This is a genomic window from Bosea vaviloviae, from assembly GCF_001741865.1.
GTDB lineage: Bacteria > Pseudomonadota > Alphaproteobacteria > Rhizobiales > Beijerinckiaceae > Allobosea > Allobosea vaviloviae.
The window spans coordinates 1,143,719-1,162,824 of sequence record NZ_CP017147.1 but is presented as its reverse complement, the minus strand read 5'-3'; the positions used below and the strand labels follow the sequence as shown (position 1 = coordinate 1,162,824).

The following is a 19,106-nucleotide window of genomic DNA, read 5'->3' as shown; positions in this document are numbered from 1 at the left end:
CGCCCCATCATGGATGCCGCCCTCGAGCGAACGGGCTTCGACCGTTCGCGCCTGATCTTCTGGAGCGTCGCCGCGCTGACGACGCTGCTCGTCATCGGGCCAATCGCGCCGATCGCGATGCAGGCCTTCCTGAACAAGCCGCTCTACGATCCCACGGCTGCGCTGACCGCGGCCAATTTCGGCCGCCTCGTCACTGAAGCCGGCATCGGCGAGATCGCGCTCAACACGGTGATCTTCGCGGTTCTTTCGACCATCTTCGCCCAGGTCTTCGGGGCGCTCGCCGCGGTCGTGATCGGGCGCACCAACCTGCCCGGCCGCGGCTGGCTCGGCGAGGTCCTGGTCTGGCCGCTCTTCGTCAGCCATCTCGTCATCGCCTTCGGCTGGCTCACCATGTACGGCCCTTCGGGCTACGTCACGCTGGCGGTGCGGAGTTGGACCGGCGTGACGCCGTGGGATCTCTATTCCCTCTCCGGCATGGGTGTCGTCGCCGGGCTGTCGCAGGCGCCGCTCGCCTATCTCATGTGCCTGGGCGCCGTCAGCAAGGCCGATGCGCAACTGGAGGCGGCGGCGCGTTCGGTCGGAGCCGGTCCGTTCCGGGCGCTGTGGAGCGTGACCGTGCCGATGATGCGCCCGGCCCTGATCTATTCGACCGTGCTCAACTTCGTCGTCGCGATCGAGATGCTCTCGATCCCGCTCTTGTTCGGTGCCCCCAACAAGATCGAGACCATCACCAGCTTCCTCTATGACAAGGGCATCAACGCCGCCGTCCAGCCCGATTACGGCATCGTCGGCGCCGCTGCGCTCATCCTGCTGGCGATCGTCGCCCTCCTGGTCTGGCTCCAGGGCCGCCTGATGGTCGGCAGCAACCGCTTCGTCACCGTGCGCGGCAAGGCGAGCCGGCCTGCTCTGCTCGATCTCGGCCGCTGGCGCTGGATCGTCTTCGCGGCGGTGTTCGCCTATGTCTTCTTCACCATCGTCCTCGTCTTCGCGGGCACGCTGATGCGCGCGAGCGTCAGCTTCCTGACCCCGCTCGTGCCGTTCTGGACGCTGCTGACGACGAAGAATTTCGACCTGATCTTCGAGACGCCGAACTATATGCGCTCGATCGGCAATTCGGTGCTGATCTCGCTGATCGGCGGCGTGATCGGCACCGTTCTGGTCGCGATCATCACCCTGGTCTCGCGCCGTTCCGAGTTCAAGGGCGCGCGCCCACTGGAATACATCGCGCTGTTCCCGCGCTCGCTGCCCGGCATCATCGCCGGCCTTGGATTCTTCTATGCGGTGATCTGGGTGCCGGGGCTCGATGCGATCCGCGGCACGATCTGGATCCTGATCCTCGCCTTCATGGTGCGCTACATCCCGGTGGGCTTCGGCACGATCGCGCCGGCGCTGGCCCAGATCGGCGACGAGCTCGATCGCGGCGCGCGCATCTCCGGCGCCGACTGGTGGACGACCGTGACGCGGATCATCGCGCCACTGCTCAAGCCGGCGCTGTTCTCGACCTTCGCGCTGCTCTTCATCCATTTCTTCAAGGAGTATGTGACGGCCGTCTTCCTGTTCCAGCCCGGCTCCGAGATCATCGGCACGACGATGCTGCAGCTCTGGGCCCAGGGCGATAACGGCCCCGTCTCGGCTCTCGCGACCATCCAGGTCGTCATCACCGCCCTCTTCGTGCTCGTCGCACGCCGCGTCCTGGGAGCCAAAATCTATGGCTGATCTCGTTCTCGATCGTCTCACCATCGCCTATGGCGACGTCAACGCCGTCGACGACATCTCGCTCACGGTTCCCTCGGGCGAGTTCCTGACGCTGCTCGGCCCCTCCGGCTGCGGCAAATCGACGACATTGTTTGCGATCTCGGGTCTGAATGAAGCAACCTCCGGCACGATCCGCATCGGCGACAAGGTCTTCTTCGACGGCGCCAAGGGCATCGCCGTGCCGCCGGAGAAGCGCAATATCGGCCTCGTCTTCCAGAGCTACGCGCTCTGGCCGCACAAGACGGTGGCGCAGAACCTGTCCTTCCCGCTGGAGCTGCGCAAGGTCGGGCGCGCCGAGCGCGACAGCCGCATCAAGGAGGCGCTCGATCTCGTCGAGATGGGAAAATATGCCGAGCGCTATCCTTTCGAGCTCTCCGGCGGCCAGCAGCAGCGCGTGGCGCTGGCGCGCGCTTTGGTCTACCGGCCGCGGCTGCTGTTGCTGGACGAGCCCTTGTCCAATCTCGACGCCAAATTGCGCGAGCGGGCCCGAATCTGGCTGCGTGAATTGCAGGAGCGCCTCAACGTCACGACGATCTACGTCACGCACGACCAGTCAGAGGCGCTCGCAGTGTCCGACCGCATTGCGGTGATGAGCATGGGCAAGATCCAGCAACTGGGCACGCCGACCGATATCTATGAGCGCCCGGCCAATGCCTTCGTCGCCGATTTCATCGGCTCGGCCAATTTCATCGAGGCGGAGCTTGTCGGCCGCTCCGCCGGGCAGGCGCAATTGCGCCTCGGCGACGGCACGCAGCTCGTCGCCAGCTCCTGCCCCGACGCGATCAATGGCAAGCTCGTCCTGGCCGTCCGGCCCGAGCGCATCGAACTGACCGATGCCCCCGGCGCCAATGTGCTCGGCGCGCGGATCACGCACAGCTCCTATCTCGGCTCGGTCCATGAGCACGAAATGGCCGGGCAAGGCTTCAGGCTGCGTGTCCAGACCAGCCGGGCGGTGAGCTCGCCCGAGGTGCTGGTCCGGATCCCGCCGGAGGCGATCATGATCTTCCAGAACGGCCCCGAAGCGCTTTGAACAAGGGACCCGCTTTGAACAAGGGATCATCGCCATGCTGATGCGCAGCAAGCTCTTCGTCCCCGGCTCGCGGCCGGAGCTCTTCGCCAAGGCGGCCGGCTCGGTTGCGGATTCGCTGTCCTTCGATCTGGAGGACGCCGTCGCCGAGGAGCGCAAGGACGAAGCCCGAGCCCAGCTCGCGGCGTTCCTGCGCTCTGCCGAAGCCGCGCGCGGCAAGACCGTCGTCGTGCGCGTCAATGCGCTGGGCACCCGGCATTTCCAGGCGGATATGGCGGCGGTGGTCATGCCGGGCGTGCACCTCATCAACCTGCCGATGGTCGAGGACGCCGAGACGGTGCGGGAGGCTGCCCTGCTGCTCGACACGCTCGATGCCGCATTTGGTCGTGCCCAGCCGACCGGGCTGCTGGTCAATATCGAGACGCCGAAGGCCTTGCGCCGGGCGGCCGAGCTCGCAACCGCCCATCCCCGCGTCGCCGGGCTCCAGATCGGTTATGCCGATCTGCTCGAACCGACCGGCATCGACCGGCGCGACGAGGCGGCGCTGGCACATATCCGTATCGCCGTCCGCCTCGCTGCCGCCGAAGCCGGCGTCGCGGCCTATGACGGCGCCTTCGGCGGGGTCAATGACCCCGACGGATATCGCGCCGAGTGCGCGGCGGCCCGGCGCCATGGCTTCGCCGGCAAGAGCTGCATCCATCCGAGCCAGATCGCGATCGCCAACGAGGCCTTCATGCCTACGGCCGCCGAGATCGCCCGCGCCCGGACGATCCTGGCCGCAGCCGAGGACGCGCAAGCCAGGGGTGTCGGCGCCTATCTGGTCGACGGCCAGATGATCGATGCGCCCTTTCTGACACGCGCCCGCGCCATCGTCGCCTTGGCCGATGCGGCCGAGCGCGCGCAAACCAATCCGGACATCTGAGATATGAGCGAACTCCACCGCCGCGATTACGAGCCTGCCGCGAAAGGCAGCCTCGACGGCATCCGTATCCTCGATCTGTCGCGTCTCTTCGCCGGCAATGTGCTGACTCAGGTGCTTGGCGATTTCGGCGCCGAGGTGATCAAGGTCGAGCCGCCCGAGGGCGACACGCTGCGCGCCTGGAAGACCGAAGGCATCGAGACGCATTGGAAGGTCTATGCGCGCAACAAGAAGAGCCTGTGCCTCAATCTGCGCGACCCGCGCGCCTGCGCGCTGGTCCGCGACCTCGTCCCGAGCGCCCAGATCCTGATCGAGAGCTTCCGGCCCGGCGTGCTGGAGAAGATGGGGCTCTCGCCGCAAGCGCTGCTCGCGATCAACCCCCGCCTCGTCATCATCCGCATTTCGGGCTGGGGCCAGGACGGGCCTTATGCGCAGCGCCCCGGCTTCGGCACGGTCATCGAGGGCGCCTCGGGCTTCGCCGCGATCAACGGCTTCGGCGATCGGGAGCCCGTGCTGCCGCCGATGTATCTCGCTGACGGCATCGCCGGGCTCTATGGCGTCTCGGCGGCGATGATCGCGTTGCGCGAGGTCGAGATCAATGGCGGCAAGGGCCAGGTCGTCGACCTGCCGCTGCTGGACCCGCTCTTTGCGATCCTGAGCCCGCAAGCCGCGAATTACCGCCTGACCGGCAAGGTCAAGCCGCGCACCGGCAGCCGCTCGACCAACTCCGCCCCGCGCAATGCCTATCGCTGCAGCGACGGCGCCTATGTCAGCCTGTCCGGCTCGATCCAGAAGATGACCGAACGGCTCTTCCGCGCGATCGGCCGGCCGGACTTGATCGAGGACCCGCGCTTCCGTAGCAACGCCGACAGATTGCGCCATGTCGAGGAGCTGGACGCCATCATCGGCGCCTTCATCGCGCAGCGAAGCCAGGCCGAGAACGTCGCCTTCTTCGAGAAGGCCGAGGTCACGATCGGCCCGATCTACGACACGCCGCAGATCATGGCCGATCCGCATGTGATCGCGCGCGAGCTGATTGCCGACTACCCCGACCCGGATATGGGCAGCCTGCCGATGCACCATGTCGTGCCGCGCCTGACCGACACGCCGGGCTCGATCCGCACTCCGGCGCCACGCCTGGGCGAGCACAACCGCGAGATCATGGCCGGACTCGGCCTGACCGAGGACGCGATAGTGGAGCTGGCTCAGGCCGGCGTGCTCTGCGGCAGTTGATCCCCAGCCCATCGATAGTCCCAGACCATGCAGATCCAGGAAGAACATCCTAAAATGAGCCAGACGCTGCTCCGTATCGCCGCTGTACTCCTTGCGCTGTCGCCAGTGCCGGTGCTTGCACAATACCCGGACAGGCCGATCAAGATGGTCGTGCCCTATGCGGCCGGCGGCGGCGCGGACAGCACCGCCCGCATCGTCGGCCAGCAGATGAGCCAGACGCTCGGCCAGCAGATCGTGATCGAGAACCGTCCGGGCGCCGGCGGCGTGATCGGCGCCGATTTCGTCGCCAAGGCCCCGGCCGACGGCTACACCCTGCTCTTCGATGCCTCGGCCTTCGCCGCCAATCCGACCCTGCGCAAATTGCCTTTCGACCCCAAGGCGGATTTCATCCCGGTCTCGCTCGTCGTGATCGCGCCCAACATCCTCGTCGCCAGCCCCAAGGCGCCCTACAAGACGGTCGCGGAGCTGCTCGACTACGCGCGCAAGAACCCGGAGAAGGCGAGCTACGCCTCGGCCGGCGCGGGATCGGCCTCTCATCTGGCCGGCGAGGCGCTGAACCGTGCCGCGGATCTCAACATCGTGCATGTGCCCTATCGCGGCGGAGCGCCGGCGCTCAACGATGTCATCGGCGACCGCGTCTCGCTTTATTTCGGCAATACGGCTTCCACGCTCGGCCAGGTCACCTCGGGTTCCGTGCAGGCGCTCGCCATCGGCTCCCCGAAGCGCTCGCCATTGCTGCCCGAGGTTCCCACGCTGATCGAAAGCGGCCTCAAGGATTTCGAGACGCAGGAATGGAACGGGCTCTTCGCGCCGAAGGGCACGCCGCCGGCCATCGTCGAGCGCCTCTCGCGCGAAATCGTTGCCGCGGTCGCCAATCCGGAGATCAAGGCGAAGCTCGAAAAGCTCGGGCTCGAGCCGGTCGGCAACAAACCTGACGCTTTCGCGCGCTTCCTGGACGACGAGATCGGCCGCATGGCCGCCACCGTCAAATCCCGCAACATCAAGGTCGACTGAAGCGCGTCGCATCTCGGTCACGCGAAGGAGCCGCCAATGGCGGATGATGGTCCGGTCCCCAACTCCGCAGGCATGGCGGCGCCTCGCTCCGCCGTGCCGGCCGGTGCTTGCGACGCGCATTGCCATATCCTGGATCCGCGCTTTCCGAGCCCGGATGCGGTGAAGCCGTCCGGCATGACGTTCCAGGACTACCGGCTGCTGCAGGGGCGGCTCGGCACGCAGCGGGCGGTGGTGGTGCAGTCCAAATTCCATCGCAAGGACCATGCCTGCCTGCTCGACGCATTGCGCCGCTTCGGTGAGGCCGGTCGCGGCATCGGCGTGCTCGATCCCGGCATCAGTGACGCCGAGCTGAGCGGCTCGACGCGGCCGGCGTGCGCGGTCTGCGTTTCAGCGTCTGGAATCCGGCCGACACCGTCACGACCATCGAGATGATCGAGCCCTTGGCCCGGCGCATTGCCGATCTCGGCTGGCATGCGCAGCTTCACATGATGGGCGATCAGATCGTCGCGCATGCGGCCCTGCTCAAGCGCCTGCCATGCCCGATCATCTTCGACCATATGGGCAGGCTGCCGCCGTCACTGGGACCGGAGCACGCAGCCTTCGCGGTGATCGGCGATCTGGTTGCGGCGGGCCGGGCCTGGGTCAAGCTCGCCGGCGCCTATCTCAATACGCGGGTCGGCGCGCCGGATTATCCCGACGCCGGCCGGATCGCGCGCGCCTTCGTCGGCCTCGCGCCCGAGCGGCTCGTCTGGGGCAGCGACTGGCCGCATGTCACGGAGCCCGCCGGGCACAAGCCGGACGACGCCACCCTGCTCGATCTCCTCGACGGCTGGTCCGGCGCCGAGGCGGTGCGGACGCGCATCCTCGTCGACAATCCCGCAGAGCTTTATGGTTTCGGCTGAGATTCCAGCCGTTTCGCTTCACAACCCGTTGAGACTGGGCACCCCGCTATGAGCAATGTCGGCTTCCGGATTTTCCGAAGGATCAAACGCCCCGATCCGGGCCTGGTTCGGGCGCTGGCCGTGATTCCGGTCGCCAACATCGCCGATGAGATGAACCGGCTGTTCTGTCTGGATGCCGCAATCCGGCCGTGGAACCGGGCGCTGATGGCGGGCTGTGCCTTCACGGTGCGAGCCCGGCCCGGCTGCAACCTCCTGGTCCACAAGGCGCTGGACATGGCCGCGCCCGGGGATGTCGTGATCGTCGAGGATGGCGGCGATCTGACGACGGCGCTCGCGGGCGAGAACATGGTGCTCTGGGCGCGCAAGCGCGGCCTCGCCGGCCTCGTGATCGATGGCGCGATGCGCGATGTCGACGCCATCCGCGATCTGGATTTTCCCGTCTATGCGCGCGGCGCCACCCCTCGCGGCCCGCATCGCAACGGGCCGGGCGAGATCAATGTGCCGATCTCCTGCGGTGGTGTCGTCGTCAATCCCGGCGATATCGTGCTCGGCGATGGCGACGGCGTCCTGATCGTTCCGCCGCGCGAGGCGCAAGCCATCCTCGAGCGCGCCAAGGGCAAGCTCGCCAAGGAACTCAAGACGCGCGAAAGCATCGCGGAGGGCACATGGGACCGCTCGGCCTATGCGGATGAGGCCCTGGCGCGGATGGGCTGCGACATCATCGACGCGGCGTTCGACCACGGCCGCTGATCACATGCAGATCGGGCCCTGTCTCGCGACAGGGCCCGGCGTTGCGCAGGGCTTGGAATATAGTGGGTTAGGGTGGCAACGGTGCCGGTACGCTCTCTGTCCGCGGTCCTACCCTCCGCGTCATCCCGGACAAGAGGCGCGGCCGCCCTTAGATGAGAGACGTATTCAGATTTCAGATGGGATCACTGCGTGATCTCATCTGAAATCATCCGGCTCTAGAAAAACTGCTTCGCGAGCTTCAACCCCTGGCCCTGGTAGTTCGACTTTATCGACTGTCCATAGAGCTTGTCGGGGCGCTCGATCATGTTCTCGAAGACGATCGTGCCGACCCTCTGGCCGTGGTCGAGCATGAACGGTACGTCGTGGCTCCGGATCTCGAGAACGATCTTGCTCTTGCCGGAGGAATCGGTGACCCGGCCGAAAAACGGGTCCAGGAAGCCGGCATAATGCACCCGCACTTCTCCGACCGCGGTGTCATAGGCGACCATCTCGGCCGCCTCATTCTCGTTGATGACGATGTCTTCGAGCGAGGCCATGATGTAGAATTCGTCCGGGACCAGGACGAGTTCGCGCCGGCCCGGGCGGCATCTGATCGGCTCCCAGAAATCGTTCCTGTCGTATTCTCCGACCTTTTGCAGATCGATCAGGCCGGTGGTCTTGCGGGCCCGGTAGGCGATGACCCCGTCGGCTGCGGCGCCCTCCAAGTCGATGGAGACGGAGATCGACCGGTTCGCCGGCTGCGCTGCGTCGGAGGCATGGTGGCGGAAGCGCAGCTGGCTCAGCGTGTCGCCGGCGCGCGCGATGATCGGAAACGAGCGCGGCACGACCTCCGCATAGAGCGGCCCGTCATAGCCCACCGGGATTTCGTCGAAGGACATCCCGCCATCGGCGATCAACCGGACGAAGATGTCGAGGCGGCCCGACGAGCTCTTGGGATTGGCGCGGGCGCTGGTATCCGCTCCCAGCGAGACGCGCTCCTGCAGCGGGATGATGTGGACGCAGTTGCGCTCGAGCACCTGAGGCTTGGACAGGTCGACCTCATGCGTCGCGAGATCCTTGAGCCTCTCCGAAACCGCTTTGCCCTTGCCCGGCAGGAAGCTGGTCGGAACCCTGAACGCCGTGGCGCCGAGCCGCAGATCGAGGCTCGCAGGCTGGATCAGATCCTCATGGATCGGCGAACTCGCGCGTATGGTCCCGTCCGCGATCGCCGAGCGAATTGTCTGCGAAGGCCAAATTCCGTAATTCATACTCAGATGTCCGATGAAGGGCGTGTCGCAAGCTTACAGTGAAAGCAAAGCGCATTCCGCGCCTCCGGCACAGCCATCCACAGTGCTGTTGGGCGTCTCGACGCGGCGAATCGGCGCTTGAACGCACCAGCTGGGTCCTGGATCGGCATCGCCCGGCCTGACTGCCGGTGCTGTGAACCGCTCCTCGGGCGTTCATCCGGGCTTGCGCTCGCCTGTCCGGCCGCGACAGGATTGACGCCGCCGCCGCCCGGTTCATAACAGAGGCCTCGCCCGCCGGCACGACTAGGCCGCGCGGCGCCCGCGCCATCGAGGGAGCCGTCACGATGTATCAAGCGGAGACGCATGGCGTGCGCGTGACCGCCGCGCCGAAATTCATGGAGGGGGAATCCTCGCATGAGCAGCGCCGCTATTTCTGGGCCTATTCCATCGAGATCGTGAATTTGTCGCTTCAGACCGTGCAATTGATGACCCGGCACTGGTTCATCACCGATGGCCGCGGCGAGGTTCATGAAGTGCGCGGCGACGGCGTCATCGGCCAGCAGCCGGTGCTGCGCCCGGGCGAGAGCTTCAGCTATACCTCCGGTTGCCCGTTGATGACGCCGGACGGCTCGATGAGCGGCTTTTACGCCATGCTCGGCGAGGACGGCGCGATCTTCAATGTCGTCGTGCCGCTCTTTCCGCTCGATTCGCCCTATGTGAAGAAGGTTCTGCATTGACTGCTTCCTCCCAGCCGACCGGACAGCTTTACGCGCCGCTCGATATGCTCGCCCGCCTCGTCGCCTTCGACACGGTCAGCCATAAGGCCAATCTCGATCTGATCGCCTTCGTCGAGGACTACCTCGCCGGCTGGGGCGTCACTTCCATGCGCATCCCTAATGCGACCGGGGACAAGGCGGCGCTCTTCGCCACCATCGGTCCGCAGGATCGCGGCGGCGTCCTGCTGTCGGGCCATACCGACGTCGTGCCAGTGGAGGGCCAGGCCTGGAGCCGCGATCCGTTCACGCTGCATGTCGAGGGCGGCCGGGCCTATGGCCGCGGCGCCGTCGACATGAAGGGCTTCATCGCGCTGGCGCTGGCGCTGGTGCCGGATTTCCTCGCCGCCGATCTCAAGACGCCGATCCACCTGTTCTTCTCCTATGACGAGGAGGTCACTTGCCTGGGCGTAGTCGACGGCATCGCGCGGATGGGTAAGGATCTGCCGCGGCCGCGCGCCGTCATCGTCGGCGAGCCGACCTCGCTCGACCTCGCCGATGCGCATAAGGGCATCCGCACCTTCTTCACCACGATCACCGGCGTTGCGGCGCATTCATCGAAACCGCATCTCGGCGCCAGCGCCGTCCATGCCGGCACGCGATTGGCAGCCGGGCTGGTGGCGATGGCCGATGAGCGGGAAGGCAAGCTCGACCCGAGCGGCCGCTTCGACCCGCCCTACGACACCGTCCATGTCGGAAAATTCCATGGCGGCATCGCCCGCAACATCCTGGCCGATCGCTGCGACCTGTCCTGGGAGGTGCGCACCTTGCCGGGCTCGGATCCGGAGGAGGCTCCGGCGCGCTTCAAGGCCCTCTCGGACGAGGTTCTCGTCCGGATGCGCAAGACCGCGCCCTCGGCGGCGATCGAGACGGTGATGAGCTCGGACGTGCCCGGCCTCGCGCCCGATCCGGGATCGGAAGCCGAGACGCTGGTGATGCGGCTCGCCGGCCGCAACAGCACCATCGCGGTCGCCTACGCCACCGAGGCCGGCCATTTCCAGCGCGCCGGCTTAGCCACCATCGTCTGCGGCCCGGGCTCGATCGACCAGGCCCACCAGCCCGACGAGTTCATCACGCTGGAGCAATTCGCCGCCGGCGAGGCCTTCATGCGCAGGCTGCTGGCGGAATGCCGGATCTGATGAAGGCTGCGTTTTGAACGAAGAGGCGCGGGGAACCCTTCCCGGAGGGAGCCGGACACGCGCGGTCCTCTACCCTTCTCCCACCCATCTCGGGCTTGCCCGAGATGGGCAGCCCAAAGTGTCAAAGTCGGCAACAGCCGACTTTGATGCGGGAGAAGGTGGCGCGCAGCGCCGGATGAGGGGGCGCCGTGCCCTGTCCGGTTGGCGTCGTGTTCGGCTGAGGCGGAAAGCTCACAGCGCCCCCTCATCCGTCATGGCTTCGCCATGCCACCTTCCCCCGCGAGGGGGGGAAGGATTTCCCGTCGCGGTTCCAGCGCCTTACTCCACCGCCGGCGGCCCTGCCTCGACTTCCGACGCCTCAAAAGTATAGCGCCGCGAGCAGAATTCGCAGGTCACGCCGAGCGTGCCGTCATCGGCGACCATCGCCTTGCGGTCCTCGGCTGAAAAGCCGCGCAGCATGCCGAGCACGCGCTCGCGTGAACAGCGGCAGGCCTCCTGCACCGCAACCGGCTCGAAGACGCGCGCACCGCGCTCATGGAACAGCCGGTAGAGCAGGCGCTCGCTTTCCAGCATCGGGTCGAGCAGTTCATGGTCCTCGACCGTCTCGACCAGCGAGCGCGCCTCGGCCCAGGAATCGTCGCTGATGCCGTCCGGGTCGGTGTTGCTCAGGATCTCATGGCCCTCGGGCGCATCGCCGGGATGCAGGTCGGCCGCGCGCAGCCGGTCGGGCGAATGCGGCATGAACTGCACGAGCAATCCGCCGGCGCGCCATTCCCGGCCCGCGCCGGTGACGACGCTGCCGACGCCGAGCCGGATGCGGCTGGGAATCTGCTCCGACTGGCGGAAATACTGATGCGCCGCCTCTTCCAGACTCTGCCGGTTCAGCGTGACGACGCCCTGATAGCGCGTGGTCTGCGAGCCCTGGTCGACCGTCATGGCGAGATGGCCTTCGCCGAGCAGGTCGCCGGTACTCAGATTGCCCGAAGCCACGGCCTGCTCCAGCTTGGCCTCGTCGATATGCGCGACGGCGCGATAGGTGTCGGGCGCGTTGAAATCGACGACCATCATCGAGATCGGCCCGTCGCTCTTGGTCTGGAGCTGGAAGCGGCCCTCGAATTTCAGCGCCGTTCCCAGCAATACGGTCAGCGCCGCCGCTTCGCCGAGCACGCGCGAGACCGGCTCGGGATAATCGTGCCGGCCGAGAATGGTGTCGATCGAGGGGCCGAGCCGCACGACGCGACCGCGCACGTCGAGATCGGGCACGGTGAACGGCACCACCCGGTCGTCGAGCACGGCGACGCCGGCCCCCAGATCCTCAGTCGCCATCAGGCGGAGACTCCGCCGAAGCACCAGGCCAGGATGCCCTTCTGCGCGTGCAGGCGGTTCTCGGCCTCGTCAAACACGGCCGATTGCGGCCCGTCCATCACGGAATCAGTGACCTCCTCGCCACGGCTCGCCGGCAGGCAATGCATGAAGATCGCATCCTTTTCGGCGCGGTCGAGCAGGCGGTCATCGACCTGGTAGGGCCGCAGCAGGTTGTGGCGCGTGCCTTCCTCGTCGCCCATCGAGACCCAGCAATCGGTGATGACGCAATCGGCGCCCTCGACCGCCGCTTCCGGCCGCGTCGTCAACTTCACCCTGGCGCCCTGGTCGCGAGCCCAGTCGAGCAGTGCCGGTGGCGGCGCCAATTCCTCGGGCGTGGCGATGGCGAGCTCGAAATCGAGCCGGCCGGCGGCATGGACCCAGGAGGTCAGGACATTGTTGGTGTCACCGGTCCAGGCGATGCGCTTGCCCTTGATCGGGCCCTTGCGCTCCTCGAAGGTCATGACGTCGGCCATGACCTGGCAGGGATGCTGGCGCTTGGTCAGCCCGTTAATCACCGGCACGGTGGCGTATTTCGACATCTCGACCACGGCGTCATGGTCGAGCATGCGGATCATGATCGCATCGACATAGCGCGAGAGCACGCGGGCCGTATCGGCGATGGTCTCGCGCTCGCCGAGCTCGATCTCCTGGCCGGTCACCATCATCGGCGAGCCGCCGAGTTCGCGGATGCCGACATCGAAGGAGACGCGGGTGCGCAGGGAGGGCTGCTCGAAGATCATCGCGATGACCTTGCCTTCGAGCAGGCGGTCTCCGGCCGCGTCAGGGGTGCGCCGGCGCGCCTTGATCTCTTCGCCGGCGCGCAGGATGGCGCGCAATTCCTTGGTCGAGAAATCGGAGATGTCGAGGAAATGGCGCGTCACGGGCGCTTCCTTCAGGTCTTGGGTCATGGCAGGTCTTGGGTCATGGCAGGTCTTGGGTCATGGCAGGTCTTGGGTCATGAACAGAGCGGGGCTTATTCGGCGGCGGGGCGCTTCAGCGTCGCCTCAACGCCGCGCGCGGCCTGGTCGAGCCGGGAGACCGCCTCGGAGACCTCGGCATCGCCGATGATCAAGGGCGGCAGCAGGCGCACGACATTGTCGCCGGCGGCGACGACGAGCAGGCCGGCGGCCCGGGCCTCCGCGACGAAATCCGTGTTCGGCGTAATGAGCTTCAGCCCGAGCATCAGCCCCTCCCCGCGAATCTCCTCGATCACGTCGGGATGCTGGTCCTTGAGCTGGGCCAGCGACTGGCGCAGCCGCAGGCTGGTCTGCGCGACCTTTTCGATGAAGCCATCGCCGAGAATGACATCGAGCACGGCGTTGCCGACCGCCATGGCGAGCGGGTTGCCGCCAAAAGTCGTGCCATGCGTGCCCAGCGTCATGCCCGAGGCGGCCTCTTCGGTCGCCAGGCAGGCGCCCATCGGAAAGCCGCCGCCGATGCCCTTGGCGATCGACATGATGTCGGGCGCCACGCCGACATGCTCATAGGAGAAGAACTTGCCAGTGCGGCCGACGCCGGTCTGGATCTCGTCGAAGATCAGCATCAGCCCGTGCTCGTCGCAGAGCTCGCGCAACTGCCGCAGCATGCGCGGCGGCACCGAGCGCAGGCCGCCCTCGCCCTGGATCGGCTCGATCATCAAGGCTGCGGTCTCCGGGCCGATCGCGGCCTTCAGCGCGATCTCGTCGTCGAACGGCACCTGGTCGAAGCCGTCGACCTTGGGGCCGAAACCGTCGATGTATTTCTGCTGGCCGCCGGCGGCGATGGTCGCCAGCGTCCGGCCATGGAAGGCGCCCTCGAAGGTGATGATGCGATAGCGCTCGGGATGGCCCTTCGCGGCATGGTACTTCCGCGCCATCTTGATGGCGCACTCATTCGCCTCGGCGCCTGAATTGGTGAAGAAGACGCGCTCCGCGAAGGTCGCCTCGCAGAGCCGGCGCGCCAGCTTCTCGCCATCGGGCATCGTGTAGAGGTTGGAGGTGTGCCAGATCTTGCCGGCCTGCTCGGTCAGGGCCTTGACCAGATGCGGATGGGCGTGGCCGAGCGAATTGACGGCGATGCCGGCGCCGAAATCGAGATAGCGCGTGCCGTCACTGGTGATCGCCCAGGCGCCTTCGCCGCGCTCGAAGGCGACGGGAGCGCGGGCATAGGTCGGCAACAATACGGACGGGGCAGTGGAAACAGGAACGGCGGATGACACAGTAACGGCGGATGACATGGAGACGGTCCTCGCGACGGGGCGGATGAGAACGGAAGGGCGCTGAGCTTGAACGACAATCTGGGCGCGAGCCGGCATCTTGCCAGCATCATGCGACCCGACGGCGACGTTATCGTCGCAGCCAGTTCCCGATCTCTCGTCGCGCCGTCATCCGCATCGCAGGAGGACCCTGATCCGTCAAAAACATAAGCGCCGCCCAAAAGGGCGGCTCGACAAGGCTGACTATGCAAAAGCGGTCGGGCGCTGTCAATTCCATCGCAGGTGGATTCATGCCGCAACGTCAGCGTTGCCGAATGGATTCACTTGACGAGACATTCACGAATGGCCTGGGGAAAAGCCGTTTTCCGATTCGCGGACTCTTGTCGCCGAGTCCCGCCATCTTGTATGATCTCGTCAGTCAGATACGACATCTCGTGCGGCGTCCCCTGTACCGTCAGTTCCGGGTGTAACAGCTTCCGTTGAGCAACGGACGCTGCCGGTCTTGGATTCCGTCATGAGCCACCCCAGCCTGGGCCCGCGAGGGGCTGAGCGGAGACGATAGGTGAAGCCGATGAACGAAGCCGGAGCATGGACGGAAGAACGCGTCGAGCTTCTCAAGAAGCTCTGGAGCGACGGCCTGAGCGCCAGCCAGATCGCGGGCGAGCTCGGCAGCGTCACGCGCAATGCCGTGATCGGAAAAGTCCACCGTCTCGGCCTGTCCGGCCGGGCCAAGAACCCAGCCGCGGCAAGCACGCCGCGCGCCAGCACGCCGCGCAAGGCGCCGACCCGCTCGCCGAGCCATCCGATGGGCGGCGCTCATGCCGGCATGACGCGCGGCAACAATGCTCTGGCTCCGCAATACGCCGCCGAGGCGGACGCTGAAGCCCAGCAGGAGACGGTCCTCTCCGAGGATGTGGTGGTGCCGTTCTCCGAACGCGTCACCATCATGGACCTGCGCGAATATATGTGCCGCTGGCCGATGGGCGACCCGACGACCCCGGAATTCCGCTTCTGCGGCGGCCGTTCGCAGACCGGCATGCCCTATTGCAGCTACCACTCGCGCATCGCCTACCAGCCGGCGGCGGATCGCAGGCGCGACCGCAGCAAGATGGCCGGACGGGGCTGAGGGCTCAACAGCAATTCAGGCGTTCGGCTTCTTCGGCTGAGCGCCTCTAGACCATGCCCTTCTGCTTGGAAACGCGCCGTCATCCCGGACCTGCCTGCTAACGCGGCTTGCCCGGGATGACGGCGCGTTTCCGCGTTTGCGGGCTCTATGAGCGAGCCGCCCCGGCCGACAGGCGGACAGCTTCGGAAATCTGCGAAAACTGCTTGGAGAGCGGGCTCGTCTTGCGCCAGACCATGCCGATCGTGCGCGATGGCTGGGGTGGCTTGAAGCGTGTGACGGATACCGAGGCCGAGCGCGTCTCGACCGCTACCGCCATTTCCGGCAGCAAGGTGATCCCCAGACCCGCATCGACCATCTGCACCAGTGTCGACAGCGAGCTTGCATCCAGCAGATCGCGCGATTGCACCGCGCGCGGGTTCTTGTTGCAGAACGAGAGGGCCTGCTCGCGAAAGCAGTGCCCTTCTTCCAGCAGCAGCAAGCGCATTTCGCGAAGCGCTTCGGGATTGGGAGCGGGTTTGCCCTCGTCCTCACGCGGCCGGACGAGGACGAAGCTTTCCGTGAAGAGGGTGGTTTCGGTCAATGAAGGCTCCGACACCGGCAAGGCGACGATCGCCATGTCGAGCCGACCTTCATTCAGTTCCTGAATCAGCTTCGGCGTCAGCGTCTCCCGCACATGCAGGTCAAGGCCGTCATAGAGACGGTTCAGCTCGCCTATCAGGCTCGGCAGCAGATAGGGCGCGACCGTCGGTATCACGCCGATGCGCAGCCGCGTGACCAGCCCGCCGCGAGAGCTGCGCGCATAGTCTTCCAGCTCCTCGAGCGAACGCAGGATGTCCTTGCTGCGCAGGGCGATCTCTTCGCCGAAACTCGTCAATCGAAGCTGACGCCTGTCTCTCTCGAAAAGCTCGGCGCCGAGCTCTTCCTCGAAGGCCTTGATCTGCATCGACAGGGCCGGCTGGGAAATGGCGCAGCTCTCCGCCGCGCGTCCGAAATGACCGTGGCGTGTCAGCGCCTCGAAATAGCGCAGCTGCTTCAGTGTCAGGTTCGTCATAATCTTAGCTTATCGTGACAATCAGAAAATCGGAATTAATATAATGAAACTCCTTTGCTAAGACGCTCTCAGCGGCGTTCCGCGCGTCCGACCCCACTCGTCTAACAGCCACGACATCGGATCGCATGCCTGGCATCGATCTGCCTGTCGAGAGAACCGCGCAACCGGCGTAACGTGAACTGGAGAGAAGCATGAATGCGAAGACTGAAGCGGGCGCGGGAAAATGCCCGGTCGCTCACGGCACCGGCGGCACCCAGAGCCGCGACTGGTGGCCCAGCCAGCTGCGCGTCGATCTGCTGAACCAGCACTCGTCCAAATCCGACCCGCTGGATCAGGCCTTCGACTACCGCCAGGAATTCGGCAAGCTCGACTATGAGGAGCTGAAGACCGACCTGCGCAAGCTGATGACCGACTCGCAGGATTGGTGGCCAGCAGATTTCGGCCATTACGGTCCGCTTTTCATCCGTATGGCCTGGCATAGCGCCGGCACCTATCGCCTGAGCGACGGCCGGGGCGGCGGCGGCCGCGGCCAGCAACGCTTCGCTCCGCTCAACAGCTGGCCGGACAATGTCAGCCTCGACAAGGCGCGCCGCCTGCTCTGGCCGATCAAGCAGAAATTCGGCCAGAAGGTCTCCTGGGCCGACCTGATGATCCTTGCCGGCAACGTCGCGCTTGAGACAATGGGTTTCCGCACCTTCGGCTTCGCTGCCGGCCGCGCCGACAGCTGGGAGCCCGACCAGGATGTCTACTGGGGCCGCGAGACGACCTGGCTCGGCGGCGATGTGCGTTATGCCCACGGTTCGGAGGGCGTGGAAAAGCCTGCCGACGAAAGCGTGCTGGTGTCCGACGACGATGCCGACGGCAAGGTGCATTCGCGCAACCTCGAAAACCCTCTCGCCGCAACGCAGATGGGTCTGATCTACGTCAATCCGGAAGGTCCGGACGGCAATCCCGACCCATTGCTGGCCGCCAGGGACATTCGCGACACCTTCGCTCGCATGGCGATGGACGACGAGGAGACCGTGGCGCTGATCGCGGGCGGCCACACCTTCGGCAAGACCCACGGCGCCGCCCCGTCCGACAATGTCGGCTCGGATCCGGAAGCCACGGATCTGGAAGCGCAGGGCTTGGGCTGGCACAACCGCTTTGGCTCCGGCAGAGGCGGCGACACCATCACCAGCGGCCTCGAGGTCACCTGGACGCAGACGCCAGCGCAGTGGAGCAACCACTTCTTCGAGAACCTGTTCAAGTTCGAATGGGTGCAGACGCGCAGCCCCGCCGGCGCGATCCAGTGGGAAGCCAAGGACGCCGAGGCCGTCATCCCCGACGCCCATGATCCGTCGAAGAAGCACAAGCCGACGATGCTGACGACCGATCTGTCGCTGCGCTTCGACCCGGCCTATGAGAAAATTTCGCGCCGCTTCCTGAACAATCCGCAGGCCTTCGCCGAGGCCTTCGCCCGCGCCTGGTTCAAGCTGACCCATCGCGATCTCGGCCCGCGCTCGCGCTATCTCGGGCCGGAAGTGCCGCGAGAAGAGCTGGTCTGGCAGGATCCGGTGCCTGCCGTCGATCACCCGCTGATCGACGCTGCGGATGTCGCAGGTCTCAAGGCCCAGGTCGCGGCCTCGGGCCTGACCGTGTCGGAACTCGTCGGCACGGCCTGGGCCTCGGCTTCGACCTTCCGTGGCGGCGACAAGCGTGGCGGCGCCAACGGCGCGCGCCTGCGCCTGGCTCCGCAGAAGGACTGGGAGGTCAACCAGCCCCAGCAGCTCGCCAAGGTGCTCAGGACGCTCGAGGATATCCAGATCGCCTTCAACAGGGCAGCGAGCGGCGGCAAGAGGATCTCGCTCGCCGACCTGATCGTGCTTGCCGGCAATGCCGGCGTCGAGCAGGCGGCGAAGGCCGCGGGCCACGACGTGACCGTGCCGTTTGCGCCCGGCCGCACCGACGCTTCGCAGGCGCAGACCGACATCCATTCCTTCGAGGTCATGGAGCCGCCCGCTGATGGCTTCCGCAACTACCAGAAGGCGGCACTCAGGCTGCCGGCCGAGGCGGCACTCAGGCTGCCGGCCGAGGCGGCGCTGATCGACAAGGCGCAGTTGCTGACGCTGACCGCGCCCGAACTGACCGTGCTGATCGGCGGCCTGCGCGCGATCAACATCAATGCTGACGGGACCACTCACGGCATCCTGACCGACCGGCCGGGCGCGCTGACCAACGACTTCTTCGTCAACCTGCTCGACATGGGGACGCAGTGGAAGGCGGTCTCCGAGGCCAAGGACGTGTTCGAGGGCACCGATCGCAAGAGCGGCACTGTCAAATGGACCGGGACCCGCGTCGATCTCGTCTTCGGTTCGAATTCGGTGCTGCGTGCCTTGGCCGAGGTCTATGCCAGCTCGGACGCGCAGGAGAAGTTCGTGAAGGATTTCGTCGCGGCCTGGACCAAGGTGACGAATCTCGATCGCTTCGACCTGGTCTGATCCAGGCGGAAAAAACCTTCAGCGGCCGTCCCTGGAGCATCGGCCCGAAAAGTGGGAACCGGTTTTCGGGACAAGCCGATGCAAGAGCAAAGCCCTACCGCATCAGACCGAATACGATATTCGGTCTGATGCGGTAGGGGCCGCTGAAGCCC

The 19,106-nt window shown here is 66.0% G+C and carries 17 protein-coding genes; 12 read left to right on the top strand and 5 right to left on the bottom strand.

Annotated elements, in window-relative coordinates; all coding sequences use genetic code 11:
- The first annotated feature begins 9 nt into the window (after positions 1 to 9).
- From BHK69_RS05480 to BHK69_RS05450, 8 genes are read left to right on the top strand one after another with little or no spacing between them, the layout of a single operon-like run.
- Positions 10 to 1,716, top strand: a complete 1,707-nt coding sequence (locus tag BHK69_RS05480) for an ABC transporter permease (protein ID WP_069689223.1) — start codon at positions 10 to 12, stop codon at positions 1,714 to 1,716.
- Entirely contained in the window at positions 1,709 to 2,785 is a 1,077-nt protein-coding gene (locus BHK69_RS05475; RefSeq protein WP_069689222.1) for an ABC transporter ATP-binding protein, read from the top strand. The genes BHK69_RS05480 and BHK69_RS05475 overlap by 8 nt, the downstream gene beginning before the upstream one ends.
- Before the next feature lie 34 nt (positions 2,786 to 2,819).
- Complete coding sequence (locus BHK69_RS05470; protein WP_244548410.1) at positions 2,820 to 3,704, top strand: HpcH/HpaI aldolase/citrate lyase family protein; 885 nt, start codon at positions 2,820 to 2,822, stop codon at positions 3,702 to 3,704.
- Positions 3,705 to 3,707: 3 nt separating this feature from the next.
- Positions 3,708 to 4,934 (top strand): CaiB/BaiF CoA transferase family protein, encoded by a 1,227-nt coding sequence (locus tag BHK69_RS05465; protein WP_069689221.1) that lies wholly within the window; start codon positions 3,708 to 3,710, stop codon positions 4,932 to 4,934.
- A gap of 54 nt (positions 4,935 to 4,988) precedes the next feature.
- Positions 4,989 to 5,948 carry a Bug family tripartite tricarboxylate transporter substrate binding protein gene (locus BHK69_RS05460; protein ID WP_083269135.1) on the top strand — a complete coding sequence of 320 codons (960 nt, stop codon included), beginning with the start codon at positions 4,989 to 4,991 and terminating at the stop codon, positions 5,946 to 5,948.
- 36 nt (positions 5,949 to 5,984) lie between these two features.
- Entirely contained in the window at positions 5,985 to 6,380 is a 396-nt protein-coding gene (locus BHK69_RS33050) for an amidohydrolase family protein (protein ID WP_244548409.1), read from the top strand.
- A complete protein-coding gene (locus BHK69_RS33045; RefSeq protein WP_244548408.1) occupies positions 6,320 to 6,850 on the top strand; it encodes an amidohydrolase family protein in 531 nt (176 codons plus the stop codon). Before BHK69_RS33050 ends, BHK69_RS33045 begins: the two co-directional genes overlap by 61 nt.
- 48 nt (positions 6,851 to 6,898) lie before the next feature.
- Positions 6,899 to 7,600 carry an RraA family protein gene (locus BHK69_RS05450; protein ID WP_069689219.1) on the top strand — a complete coding sequence of 234 codons (702 nt, stop codon included), beginning with the start codon at positions 6,899 to 6,901 and terminating at the stop codon, positions 7,598 to 7,600.
- Between the two features lie 215 nt (positions 7,601 to 7,815).
- Here BHK69_RS05450 and BHK69_RS05445 read toward each other — a convergent pair whose 3' ends face one another.
- Positions 7,816 to 8,847: a 2'-deoxycytidine 5'-triphosphate deaminase gene (locus BHK69_RS05445; protein WP_069689218.1), complete on the bottom strand. Its 1,032-nt coding sequence runs from the start codon at positions 8,845 to 8,847 to the stop codon at positions 7,816 to 7,818.
- A gap of 323 nt (positions 8,848 to 9,170) precedes the next feature.
- On the opposite strand from BHK69_RS05445, the gene apaG reads away from it, so the two are divergent.
- Both apaG and argE read left to right on the top strand, forming a co-directional pair.
- Positions 9,171 to 9,563: a Co2+/Mg2+ efflux facilitator ApaG/CorD gene (gene apaG / locus BHK69_RS05440; RefSeq protein WP_069689217.1), complete on the top strand. Its 393-nt coding sequence runs from the start codon at positions 9,171 to 9,173 to the stop codon at positions 9,561 to 9,563.
- A 44-nt stretch (positions 9,564 to 9,607) separates the two neighbouring features.
- The gene (gene argE, locus BHK69_RS05435; protein ID WP_069689216.1) at positions 9,608 to 10,738 is read left to right on the top strand and encodes an acetylornithine deacetylase; all 1,131 of its coding nucleotides are present in this window, start codon (positions 9,608 to 9,610) and stop codon (positions 10,736 to 10,738) included.
- A gap of 318 nt (positions 10,739 to 11,056) precedes the next feature.
- Here the strand turns inward: argE and BHK69_RS05430 are convergent, their stop codons facing one another.
- The 3 genes from BHK69_RS05430 to BHK69_RS05420 all read right to left on the bottom strand — a co-directional run bounded on the left by BHK69_RS05430 (position 11,057) and on the right by BHK69_RS05420 (position 14,318).
- Positions 11,057 to 12,064, bottom strand: a complete 1,008-nt coding sequence (locus BHK69_RS05430; protein WP_069689215.1) for an Hsp33 family molecular chaperone — start codon at positions 12,062 to 12,064, stop codon at positions 11,057 to 11,059.
- On the bottom strand, positions 12,064 to 13,011 hold the full coding sequence (gene argF, locus BHK69_RS05425; protein WP_069689214.1) for an ornithine carbamoyltransferase: 948 nt from the start codon (positions 13,009 to 13,011) through the stop codon (positions 12,064 to 12,066). Before argF ends, BHK69_RS05430 begins: the two co-directional genes overlap by 1 nt.
- 65 nt (positions 13,012 to 13,076) lie before the next feature.
- Positions 13,077 to 14,318: an aspartate aminotransferase family protein gene (locus BHK69_RS05420; protein WP_069689213.1), complete on the bottom strand. Its 1,242-nt coding sequence runs from the start codon at positions 14,316 to 14,318 to the stop codon at positions 13,077 to 13,079.
- A 550-nt stretch (positions 14,319 to 14,868) separates the two neighbouring features.
- On the opposite strand from BHK69_RS05420, the gene BHK69_RS05415 reads away from it, so the two are divergent.
- Positions 14,869 to 15,423: a GcrA family cell cycle regulator gene (locus tag BHK69_RS05415; RefSeq protein ID WP_069693396.1), complete on the top strand. Its 555-nt coding sequence runs from the start codon at positions 14,869 to 14,871 to the stop codon at positions 15,421 to 15,423.
- A 145-nt stretch (positions 15,424 to 15,568) separates the two neighbouring features.
- Here BHK69_RS05415 and BHK69_RS05410 read toward each other — a convergent pair whose 3' ends face one another.
- A complete protein-coding gene (locus tag BHK69_RS05410; protein ID WP_069689212.1) occupies positions 15,569 to 16,474 on the bottom strand; it encodes a hydrogen peroxide-inducible genes activator in 906 nt (301 codons plus the stop codon).
- 191 nt (positions 16,475 to 16,665) lie between these two features.
- Between BHK69_RS05410 and katG the strand changes: the two genes are divergently transcribed.
- Positions 16,666 to 18,954, top strand: a complete 2,289-nt coding sequence (gene katG, locus BHK69_RS05405; protein WP_069689211.1) for a catalase/peroxidase HPI — start codon at positions 16,666 to 16,668, stop codon at positions 18,952 to 18,954.
- The last annotated feature ends 152 nt before the right edge of the window (positions 18,955 to 19,106 follow it).

What these genes read in the sequence shown, in the direction of transcription:
- BHK69_RS05480 (WP_069689223.1), top strand. Translation starts at nt 10, where the DNA reads ATGGATGCCGCCCTCGAGCGAACGGGCTTCGACCGTTCGCGCCTGATC.
- BHK69_RS05475 (WP_069689222.1), top strand. Translation starts at nt 1,709, where the DNA reads ATGGCTGATCTCGTTCTCGATCGTCTCACCATCGCCTATGGCGACGTC.
- BHK69_RS05470 (WP_244548410.1), top strand. Translation starts at nt 2,820, where the DNA reads ATGCTGATGCGCAGCAAGCTCTTCGTCCCCGGCTCGCGGCCGGAGCTC.
- BHK69_RS05465 (WP_069689221.1), top strand. Translation starts at nt 3,708, where the DNA reads ATGAGCGAACTCCACCGCCGCGATTACGAGCCTGCCGCGAAAGGCAGC.
- BHK69_RS05460 (WP_083269135.1), top strand. Translation starts at nt 4,989, where the DNA reads ATGAGCCAGACGCTGCTCCGTATCGCCGCTGTACTCCTTGCGCTGTCG.
- BHK69_RS33050 (WP_244548409.1), top strand. Translation starts at nt 5,985, where the DNA reads ATGGCGGATGATGGTCCGGTCCCCAACTCCGCAGGCATGGCGGCGCCT.
- BHK69_RS05450 (WP_069689219.1), top strand. Translation starts at nt 6,899, where the DNA reads ATGAGCAATGTCGGCTTCCGGATTTTCCGAAGGATCAAACGCCCCGAT.
- BHK69_RS05445 (WP_069689218.1), bottom strand. Translation starts at nt 8,847, where the DNA reads ATGAATTACGGAATTTGGCCTTCGCAGACAATTCGCTCGGCGATCGCG.
- apaG (WP_069689217.1), top strand. Translation starts at nt 9,171, where the DNA reads ATGTATCAAGCGGAGACGCATGGCGTGCGCGTGACCGCCGCGCCGAAA.
- argE (WP_069689216.1), top strand. Translation starts at nt 9,608, where the DNA reads ATGCTCGCCCGCCTCGTCGCCTTCGACACGGTCAGCCATAAGGCCAAT.
- BHK69_RS05430 (WP_069689215.1), bottom strand. Translation starts at nt 12,064, where the DNA reads ATGGCGACTGAGGATCTGGGGGCCGGCGTCGCCGTGCTCGACGACCGG.
- argF (WP_069689214.1), bottom strand. Translation starts at nt 13,011, where the DNA reads ATGACCCAAGACCTGAAGGAAGCGCCCGTGACGCGCCATTTCCTCGAC.
- BHK69_RS05420 (WP_069689213.1), bottom strand. Translation starts at nt 14,318, where the DNA reads ATGTCATCCGCCGTTACTGTGTCATCCGCCGTTCCTGTTTCCACTGCC.
- BHK69_RS05415 (WP_069693396.1), top strand. Translation starts at nt 14,869, where the DNA reads ATGAACGAAGCCGGAGCATGGACGGAAGAACGCGTCGAGCTTCTCAAG.
- BHK69_RS05410 (WP_069689212.1), bottom strand. Translation starts at nt 16,474, where the DNA reads ATGACGAACCTGACACTGAAGCAGCTGCGCTATTTCGAGGCGCTGACA.
- katG (WP_069689211.1), top strand. Translation starts at nt 16,666, where the DNA reads ATGAATGCGAAGACTGAAGCGGGCGCGGGAAAATGCCCGGTCGCTCAC.